Origin of the sequence: Methylobacterium sp. WL116 (assembly GCF_008039455.1) — a bacterium.
Classification (GTDB): domain Bacteria; phylum Pseudomonadota; class Alphaproteobacteria; order Rhizobiales; family Beijerinckiaceae; genus Methylobacterium.
This window is the reverse complement of record NZ_VRUV01000147.1, coordinates 1-9,082: the sequence shown is the minus strand read 5'-3', so window position 1 is coordinate 9,082 and position 9,082 is coordinate 1. Positions and strand designations below refer to the sequence as shown.

Annotated in this window: 9 protein-coding genes and 1 pseudogene; all 10 read left to right on the top strand. The window is 70.3% G+C overall.

The window, feature by feature from the left end:
* Positions 1 to 103: 103 nt before the first annotated feature.
* Positions 104 to 1,177 (top strand): porphobilinogen synthase, encoded by a 1,074-nt coding sequence (gene hemB, locus FV223_RS12900; RefSeq protein WP_147727425.1) that lies wholly within the window; start codon positions 104 to 106, stop codon positions 1,175 to 1,177.
* Positions 1,174 to 1,548, top strand: coding sequence for a hypothetical protein (locus FV223_RS12895; protein WP_243938102.1), 375 nt, complete (start codon positions 1,174 to 1,176; stop codon positions 1,546 to 1,548). Before hemB ends, FV223_RS12895 begins: the two co-directional genes overlap by 4 nt.
* A 254-nt stretch (positions 1,549 to 1,802) precedes the next feature.
* Positions 1,803 to 2,855 (top strand): methyl-accepting chemotaxis protein, encoded by a 1,053-nt coding sequence (locus tag FV223_RS12890; protein WP_243938100.1) that lies wholly within the window; start codon positions 1,803 to 1,805, stop codon positions 2,853 to 2,855.
* A 77-nt stretch (positions 2,856 to 2,932) separates the two neighbouring features.
* Complete coding sequence (locus FV223_RS12885) at positions 2,933 to 3,421, top strand: RDD family protein (protein ID WP_147727423.1); 489 nt, start codon at positions 2,933 to 2,935, stop codon at positions 3,419 to 3,421.
* Between the two features lie 158 nt (positions 3,422 to 3,579).
* Positions 3,580 to 4,335: an arginyltransferase gene (locus tag FV223_RS12880; RefSeq protein ID WP_147727422.1), complete on the top strand. Its 756-nt coding sequence runs from the start codon at positions 3,580 to 3,582 to the stop codon at positions 4,333 to 4,335.
* A 104-nt stretch (positions 4,336 to 4,439) separates the two neighbouring features.
* Positions 4,440 to 5,747 (top strand): adenylosuccinate lyase, encoded by a 1,308-nt coding sequence (gene purB / locus FV223_RS12875; RefSeq protein WP_147727421.1) that lies wholly within the window; start codon positions 4,440 to 4,442, stop codon positions 5,745 to 5,747.
* 58 nt (positions 5,748 to 5,805) lie between these two features.
* Complete coding sequence (locus FV223_RS12870) at positions 5,806 to 6,663, top strand: D-amino-acid transaminase (protein ID WP_147727420.1); 858 nt, start codon at positions 5,806 to 5,808, stop codon at positions 6,661 to 6,663.
* Between the two features lie 289 nt (positions 6,664 to 6,952).
* Positions 6,953 to 7,294, top strand: coding sequence for a hypothetical protein (locus tag FV223_RS12860; RefSeq protein WP_147727419.1), 342 nt, complete (start codon positions 6,953 to 6,955; stop codon positions 7,292 to 7,294).
* Positions 7,295 to 7,453: 159 nt separating this feature from the next.
* Entirely contained in the window at positions 7,454 to 8,746 is a 1,293-nt protein-coding gene (locus FV223_RS12855; protein WP_147727418.1) for an adenylosuccinate synthase, read from the top strand.
* A 51-nt stretch (positions 8,747 to 8,797) separates the two neighbouring features.
* Positions 8,798 to 9,010, top strand: a pseudogene (locus tag FV223_RS12850) (histidine kinase); the annotation flags it as partial.
* Between the last annotated feature and the right edge of the window lie 72 nt (positions 9,011 to 9,082).

Below are 9,082 nucleotides of genomic sequence, written 5' to 3'. Positions count from 1 at the left end.
CCTCCGGCGGCTCGTGACGTCGCGGCGCTTCGCCGGCTTCGCCCGCCCCGCCACTTATGCTACGCCGCGCCACCCGCGAACCGATCACAGCGAACGCGATCCCATGCCCTTCGAACACGCTTCCGACGACACGCCCCGGCCGCGCCCGCTCGCCGTGGAGACCGCGCGGGAGGGGACCCGCGCCAAGGGCCTGAAGATCACCCAGCGTCCGCGCCGCAACCGCAAGGCCGACTGGTCGCGGCGGCTGGTGCGCGAGAACACGCTGACGGTCGACGACCTGATCTGGCCGATGTTCGTGATCGAGGGGACGGGCCGGCGCGAGCCGATCGCCTCCATGCCCGGCGTCGAGCGCCTCAGCGTCGACGAGATCGTGCGCGACGCCGAGCGCGCCGCTCGCCTCGGCATCCCGGCGATCTCGTTCTTTCCCTATACGGAAGTGAGCTTGCGCGACCCCACAGGCTCCGAGGCCCTGAACCCGGACAACCTCGTCTGCCGGGCGGTGCGCGCGGTGAAGAAAGCGGTGCCGCAGATCGGCATCATGACCGACGTCGCCCTCGACCCCTACACCTCGCACGGCCATGACGGCCTGCTCTCGGACGGCGCGATCCTCAACGACGAGACCGTCGCGCTGCTGGTCGAGCAGAGCCTGATCCAGGCCGAGGCCGGCACCGACATCATCGCGCCCTCCGACATGATGGACGGGCGCGTCGGCGCGATCCGCGCCGGGCTCGACAAGGCCGGCTTTCTCGACGTGCAGATCATGGCCTACGCGGCGAAGTACGCCAGCGCGTTCTACGGCCCGTTCCGCGACGCGATCGGCACGCAGGCGGCGCTCGTCGGCGACAAGCGCACCTACCAGATGGACCCCGGCAACGGCCTGGAGGCGTTGCGCGAGGTCGCCCTCGACCTGGAGGAGGGCGCCGATTCGGTGATGGTGAAGCCCGGTCTGCCCTATCTCGACATCATCCGCCGGGTGAAGGACGAATTCGGCGTGCCGACCTTCGCCTACCAGGTGTCGGGCGAGTACGCGATGATCGAGGCCGCCAGCCGCAACGGCTGGCTCGACGGCGAGCGCGCCATGGTCGAGAGCCTGCTCGCCTTCAAGCGCGCCGGCGCCGACGGCGTGCTGACCTACTACGCCCCCCGCGTCGCCGAGCGGCTGCGCACCGGGGCGTGAGGCGCCGGCGGGGCAGGGGGGTCGTCGCCCTCGGGATCGTGCTCGGATTTCTCGGCGGTCTCAGCGCCTGCGAGAGCGCGGTGCAGCGCCAGCGCCTGTCCATCTGCCGGAAGGCGGTGCCCGCGCTCGTGCCGGACGAGACGGCGGTGCGGATCCTGCGCGCCGGCACCGGCGCGGCCCCCGACAGCATCCGCGTCGACTACGTGCTCGGTCATCATCCCCACTATGCGTTGTGCCGCTTCAACGCCGGGGCCGTGCTCGACGGCATCTCCACCGACCGCACGACGCTGTCGGAGGCCTCCCTCTACCTGCTCAAGCGCTACTATCTCGACACGCCGGACGCCGACGAGCCCAAGCAGAAGATACCTTGAGCGCTCGGCGCTCGAAGGAGGTTAGCGTCACGTAGTCTATACGGTGACGTGTTTTGAGGCAGACGGACGGTGACTTGCTTGCAAGAGCAGCAATTACAGCTCAAGCCAGCAAAAATTAACAGCAGCCCATGCCTCGCGCTTTTAAGATTTGCGAAAATATTACAGTCCTAAGTCTATATCACTACGGATTCATACAACCTTCTCCCCCACAGGTACGCGTCGGCGTGCCCGCGTCGGCGCGCCCAGGAGATTCCATGGTCCCCCAGCGCATCTCCGAAGATGTCGGCCTCGCGGAACTGGTCGACCGCTCCACCGGCCAGCTGAAGACCTCGACCCGCGCCAGCATCGGCGCGATCAACACCATCACCCGCCGCATGCATCTGCTGGCGATGAACGCGATGATCGAGGCGGCGCATGCCGGCGCGCAGGGCGCGGGCTTCTCGGTGGTGGCGCAGGAGGTGCGCCAAGTCGCCGGCGCGATCGACGGCCTCGCCTCGGCGCTGGGCACGAAGCTCGGCGACGGCGTCGACACGCTGACCCGCGCCGTCGGCCAGCTCGCCGACCACGCCCGCGCCACGCGTTGCGTCGATCTCGCCCTCAACGCCGTCGAGGTGATCGACCGCAATCTCTACGAGCGCACCTGCGACGTGCGCTGGTGGGCGACGGATGCCGCGATCGTCGACGCCGCCTCCGATCCGACCGAGGCGGCCGCCGCCCATGCGAGCCGGCGCCTCGGCGTCATCCTGTCGTCCTACACGGTCTATCTCGACCTCTGGCTGTGCGACCTGCACGGGCGCGTGATCGCCGGCGGGCGCCCGGACCGCTTCGCCGTCCAGGGCCGCGACGTCCGCAACGAGGCGTGGTTCGCCAAGGCGCGCGCCCTGACCTCGGGCGACGACTTCACGGTCGCCGACATCGCGCGCTGCGCCGGGCTCGGCGGTGCGCAGGTCGCGACCTACGTCGCCTCGGTCCGCGCGGACGGCGAGGCGCACGGCAAGCCCCTGGGCTACCTCGCGATCCATTTCGATTGGGAGCCGCAGGCCCGCGCGATCGTCGAGGGCGTCCGCCTCGCGCCCGACGAGCGCGCATCGAGCCGCGTGATGCTGCTCGACGCGCGCCATCGCGTCATCGCCTGCTCGCGGGGCCGCGGCATCCTCACCGAGCGCTACCCGCTGCAGGTCGACGCCGCCGCCAGCGGGCATTACCGCGATCCCCAGGGGCGCCTGGTCGCGTACCACGCCACGCCCGGCTACGAGACCTATGCCGGCCTCGGCTGGCGCGGCGTCATCGAGCAGGCGGCCGGCTGAGCCGAGGGGGCGGGCCTTGAGGGAGATCGGGGCGATTCCCATGTGACGGTCCAGCGATGTCACGCGAGATCACGGCCATGCTGAACCCCCGCTCCGATTACGCCCGCCCGTTCGAAGCGCCGAGCTACCTGCCCCCCGTGACGATGCCGGCGGTCCGCGCCAGCCTCGGCGGCCGCACGGTCGCCTACCTGCTCGACATCCTGTTCATCCTCGGCTTCAGCGCCCTGCTCTGGGTCGCGATCGCCTTCCTCGGCGTGGTCACCTTCGGCCTCGGCTGGGCGCTGTTCGCGGTCCTGCCGGCGAGCGGCGTGATCTACAGTGCGATCACCGTCGGCGGCTCGCGCCAGAGCACGCTCGGGATGCGGATGATGGGCCTGCGCGTCGTCGCGCCGGAGACCGGGCGGCCGGTCGACCTGATCACCGCCGCGGTCCACGCGCTGCTGTTCTACGTCGCGATCTCGACCTTCCTGCTGTGGTTCGTCGATCTCGCCTTCGGCCTGGTCCGCAGCGATCGCCGCCTCGGCCACGACGTGCTCCTCGGCCTCGCCGTCGTGCGCGCCGGCTGACGTCGCGACCGCGCCGGCAAACGGTTTCGGCCGCGCGCACCGGCGCGGCGAAATTGTCGCCTCGCCTTGGCCGGCAACCCATTGAGCGCGGCCACGGCCGCGTTACACTGCAGCGGCGGCCCGGCGCAGGAACCCGTGGCGAGAGGGCAGCGCGAAGCGTGACGAGCCACCCGCGCGACACACCGCAATTCTACCTGACGGCGCCGTCGAACTGCCCCTACCTGCCGGGGCAGGAGGAGCGGAAGGTGTTCACGCACCTCGTCGGCCGTCGCGCCCGCGATCTCAACGAGATCCTGACGCAGGGCGGCTTCCGCCGCTCGCAGACCATCGCCTACCGCCCGGCCTGCGAGACCTGCCGCGCCTGCATTTCGGTGCGCGTGGTGGTGTCCGACTTCGTCGCCAGCGGCAGCCAACGCCGGATCCTGTCGCGCAGCGCCGACCTCGTCGGCACGCCCGAGCCGAACCGCCCGGCCTCCGAGCAGTACGCCTTGTTTCGCCGCTACCTCGACGCCCGCCACGGCGACGGCGGCATGGTCGACATGACGGTGCTCGACTACGCGATGATGATCGAGGACAGCCACGTCGACACGCACCTCGTCGCCTATCGCCGGCGCGGGCCCGACACCGCGATCCATGGCCGCGGCGTCGGCGGCCTGGTGGCGCTCTGCCTCACCGACGTGCTCTCCGATGGCCTGTCGATGGTGTACTCGTTCTACGACCCGGCGGAGGCCCACCGGTCGCTTGGGACCTACATGATCCTCGATCATATCCGGCGCGCCCACGAGATGGGCCTGCCGTACCTCTACCTCGGTTACTGGGTCGAGGGCTCGCGCAAGATGGACTACAAGGCCCGCTTCCTGCCGCAGGAGCGGTTGCAGCCGCAGGGTTGGGTGCGGGTCGAGCCGAAGGCGTAACGCCAGCGCGGTCAGCAGGGCCGGCCGGCCCTGCGGTGCGTTCACCTCCCGGCTCAGCCGTGCTAGGCGCGCGGCACGATACGCCCGCCAGATCCGAGACGCCGATGATCCCCCGCTACAGCCGCCCCGCGATGACGGCGATCTGGTCGCCCGAATCCCGCTTCCGGATCTGGTTCGAGATCGAGGCGCACGCCACCACGGCGCTCAGCGAGATCGGCGTCGTACCGAAGGAGGCCGCGGACAAGGTCTGGGAGAAGGGCCGCGACGCGGTGTTCGACGTGGCCCGCATCGACGCGATCGAGGCGGTGACCAAGCACGACGTCATCGCCTTCCTCACGCATCTGTCGGAGATCGTCGGGCCGGAGGCGCGCTTCGTCCACCAAGGCATGACCTCGTCGGACGTGCTCGACACCTGCCTCAACGTCCAGCTCGTCCGCGCCGCCGACATCCTGATCGCCGACGTCGATGCGCTGCTCGCCGCCCTGAAGCGCCGCGCGCTCGAGCACAAGCTCACCCCGACCATCGGCCGCTCGCACGGCATCCACGCCGAGCCCGTTACCTTCGGCCTCAAGCTCGCCCAGGCCTACGCCGAGTTCGCGCGCAACCGCACCCGGCTGGTGCTGGCGCGGGAGGAGATCGCCACCTGCGCGATCTCGGGCGCGGTCGGGACCTTCGCCAACATCGACCCGCGGGTCGAGGCCTACGTCGCCGAGAAGATGGGGCTGACGGTCGAGCCGGTCTCGACCCAGGTCATCCCGCGCGACCGGCACGCGATGTTCTTCGCGACGCTCGGCGTCGTCGCCTCGTCGCTCGAGCGGCTCGCGATCGAGGTGCGTCACCTGCAGCGCACCGAGGTGCTGGAGGCCGAGGAGTTCTTCTCGGAAGGCCAGAAGGGCTCGTCGGCGATGCCGCACAAGCGCAATCCGGTGCTGACCGAGAACGTCACCGGGCTCACCCGCATGGTGCGCGCCTACGCGCTGCCGGCGATGGAGAACGTGGCGCTCTGGCACGAGCGCGACATCTCGCACTCCTCCGTCGAGCGGATGATCGGGCCGGATTCTACCGTCACCCTCGACTTCGCGCTCGCCCGCATGACGGGGGTGATCGACAAGCTGCTGATCTACCCGGCCCAGATGCAGAAGAATCTCGACCGGCTCGGCGGCCTCGTCCACTCGCAGCGCGTGCTGTTGGCCCTGACGCAGGCGGGCGTCAGTCGCGAGGACGCGTATCGCCTCGTCCAGCGCAACGCGATGCCGGTCTGGCGCGGGGAGGGCGACTTCCTCGCCCTGCTGAAGGGCGATGCCGAGGTCACGGCGGCCCTGTCGCCCGAGCAGATCGAGGAATGCTTCGATCTCGGCTACCACTTCAAGCACGTGGACACGATCTTCTCGCGGGTCTTCGGGGACGGCTGAACCCCGCACGAATCCTGCTTGGAACGATATCGACCGGTCATCGCAAAGGGCATCCGCCGTGGCGTCACCCCGCATCGTCTACCTCAACGGCGAATTCCTGCCCTTCGACCAGGCCCGCGTGCCGGTGATGGATCGCGGGTTCCTGTTCGCGGACGGGATCTATGAGGTCTCGGCGATCATCGACGGGCGCCTCGTCGACAACGCGGCGCATCTTGCCCGCCTCGACCGGTCGCTCGGCGAGATCGGCATCCGCAACCCGCACGACGCGGCCGCCTGGGAGCGCCTGCAGACCCAGCTCGTCGCCCGGAACGGGGTCGTCGAGGGGCTGGTCTACATGCAGGTCACGCGCGGCGTGCACGAGCGCGACTTCGCCTTCCCGCCCGCCGGCACGCCGCCGACCGTGATGATGTTCACGCAAGCCAAGACCGTGCTCGCCAACACGCTGGCCGAGACCGGCGCTAAGGTGGTCACGGTCGAGGACCTGCGCTGGAAGCGGCGCGACATCAAGTCGGTCGCCCTGCTCGCACAGGTGCTGGCCAAGCAGGCGGCCGCGGAGGCCGGCGTCGCCGAAGCCTGGATGGTCGAGGACGGCGCGGTCACGGAGGGCTCGTCCTCCACCGCCTTCATCGCGACCAGGGACGGCCGCCTCGTCACCCGCCCGCTCTCGACCGCGCTCCTGCCCGGCATCACCCGCGCCGCGGTGATGCGGCTCGCCGCCGAGACCGGCCTGACGGTGGAGGAGCGCCTGTTCTCCGTCGAGGAGGCCTACGCGGCGGCAGAGGCGTTCTACACCAGCGCCTCGGCCTTCGTGATGCCGGTCGTCGCCATCGACGACCGCACGATCGGCGAGGGCGTCCCCGGCCCGATCGCCCGCCGCCTGCGCGAGCTCTACATCGCGATGGCGCGGGGGAGCTGAGGCGCATCCCTCGTCATTCCATTCGACGGAATGTCCTCGACTCGTCTTCCCTCCCCCCTCCGCGGGGGAGGGTGGCCCGCGAAGCGGGTCGGGAGAGGGGAGCGCGCTGTCCGGAAAGGTCGCTCCCCTCTCCCGACCCTCGCTCATGCGAGGCCCACCCTCCCCCGCGGAGGGGGGAGGGAAGTGGCGCCTCATTCGATCAGGACATCCGGTCCCAAAAGATCGCGATAGGAACGGTTCCCCGGCCTCGGTGTTTGCTTCCCGATCGCGAACGAGAGGGAGGTCTTCGTTGTCAAAGGTCCTGACGGGGCTCGCCGCCTCGGTCTTCGCGCTGGTCGCCACGGCCGCGCTCGCCCAGAATGCCGATGCGCCGCTGAAGGGTCGCGACAGCGATCCGGTGCTGCCGCCCCAGAATCAGACGCCGCCCGATCGCGTGCGCCCGAATGCCGACGCGCCGCCGGCCGATTCCACGCTCAGCGACAAGCTGCGGCAGAGCGACGGCGTCATCAAGCCGCCGGGCAACGCGGCCCCCGGCATGGTGGTCGAGCCGCCGAACCCGAACGCCGGCTCCATGCCGGTGATCAAGCCGGGCGAGCTGCCGGGGCAGAAGCCCGGAACCGAAGCCAAATAGGCTCCGCGCCGAAGCTCGTCCCCTGCCGGTTCGACACGGCGGGGGCGGTTTGCTTGATTTCCCGGACCGGATCGCGGAAACACCCTCACGGCAACGGGTTTTCTCTCGCGCGGCGCAACGCCGGGCGCCCGCGAACGGGCCACGGGTCTGAAGGCACGCATGGCGAACGTCGTCGTCGTAGGCGCCCAATGGGGCGATGAGGGCAAGGGCAAGATCGTCGACTGGCTCTCCGAGCAGGCCGACATCGTGGTCCGCTTCCAGGGCGGCCACAATGCCGGGCATACGCTCGTCATCGACGGCGTGACCTACAAGCTGGCGCTGCTGCCCTCGGGCGTGGTGCGCGGCGGCAAGCTCTCGGTGATCGGCAACGGCGTCGTCGTCGACCCATGGCACCTCGTCGACGAGATCGCCCGCATCCAGGCGCAGGGCGTCGAGGTCTCGCCGCGATCCCTCCGCATCGCCGACAACGCGACGCTGATCCTGCCGCTGCACCGCGAGCTCGACCATTTCCGCGAGACCGCCAACGCCGGGCTGAAGATCGGCACGACCAAGCGCGGCATCGGCCCGGCCTACGAGGACAAGGTCGGCCGCCGCGCGATCCGCGTGGTCGATCTCGCCGATGCCGACACCCTGCCGGCCAAAATCGAGCGGGTGCTGACCCACCACAACGCCCTGCGCCGCGGCCTCGGCATCGCCGAGGTCGACGCGGGCGCCCTGCTGTCCGAATTGAAGGCGATCGCGCCGACGATCCTGCCCTATGCCTGCCCGGTCTGGGCGCTGCTCGACGAGGAACGCCGCGCCGGCAAGCGCATCCTGTTCGAGGGCGCGCAGGGCGCGCTGCTCGACGTCGACCACGGCACCTATCCGTTCGTCACCTCGTCGAACATCGTCGCGGCGCAGGCGGCGACCGGCTCGGGCCTCGGCCCGGGCGCGATCGGCTACGTGCTCGGCATCGCCAAGGCCTACACCACCCGCGTCGGCGAGGGCCCGTTCCCGACCGAGCTGTTCGACGAGATCGGCGAGACCATCGGCCGGAAGGGCCGCGAGTTCGGCGTCAACACCGGGCGCAAGCGGCGCTGCGGCTGGTTCGACGCGGTGCTGGTGCGCCAGACCGTGCGGACCTCGGGCATCGACGGCATCGCCCTGACCAAGCTCGACATCCTCGACGGGTTCGAGACGATCGAGGTCTGCACCGGCTACCGCCTCGACGGCGCGGTCATCGACCACCTGCCGGCGAGCCAGGCCGCGCAGGCCCGGGTCGAGCCGATCTACGAGACGATCCCCGGATGGTCGGAGACGACCGCCGGCGCCCGCTCCTGGGCCGAGCTGCCGGCGCAGGCGATCAAGTACGTCCGGCGCATCGAGGAGCTGATCGGCTGCCCGGTGGCGCTCCTCTCGACGTCGCCGGAGCGCGACGACACCATCCTGATGCACAATCCCTTCGAGGATTGATCGTCCGGTCCGCGCGACGCGCGGACCGCGAACCCGCGGATCCCTGAGGACATGGCCGATTACTACCCGTTGCTGGCGCGGGCGCTCGACGCCCTGCCCGACCGGACGCCGGCCATGCGCAAGGCGGTCTACGAGCGCGCGCGCAACGCCCTGATCGGCCAGCTCCGCTCCCTCGACCCGCCGCTGCCCGAGGCGGACATCGATCTCGAGCGGCAGGCGCTCGACAACGCCATCGCGCGCCTGGAGGTCGATTACGGCGCACCTGCGCCGGCACCGGAGGTCGCCCCGCCGCCCGCGCCGCGACGATGTTCGACGAGGTGACGAACGGATAGGTGC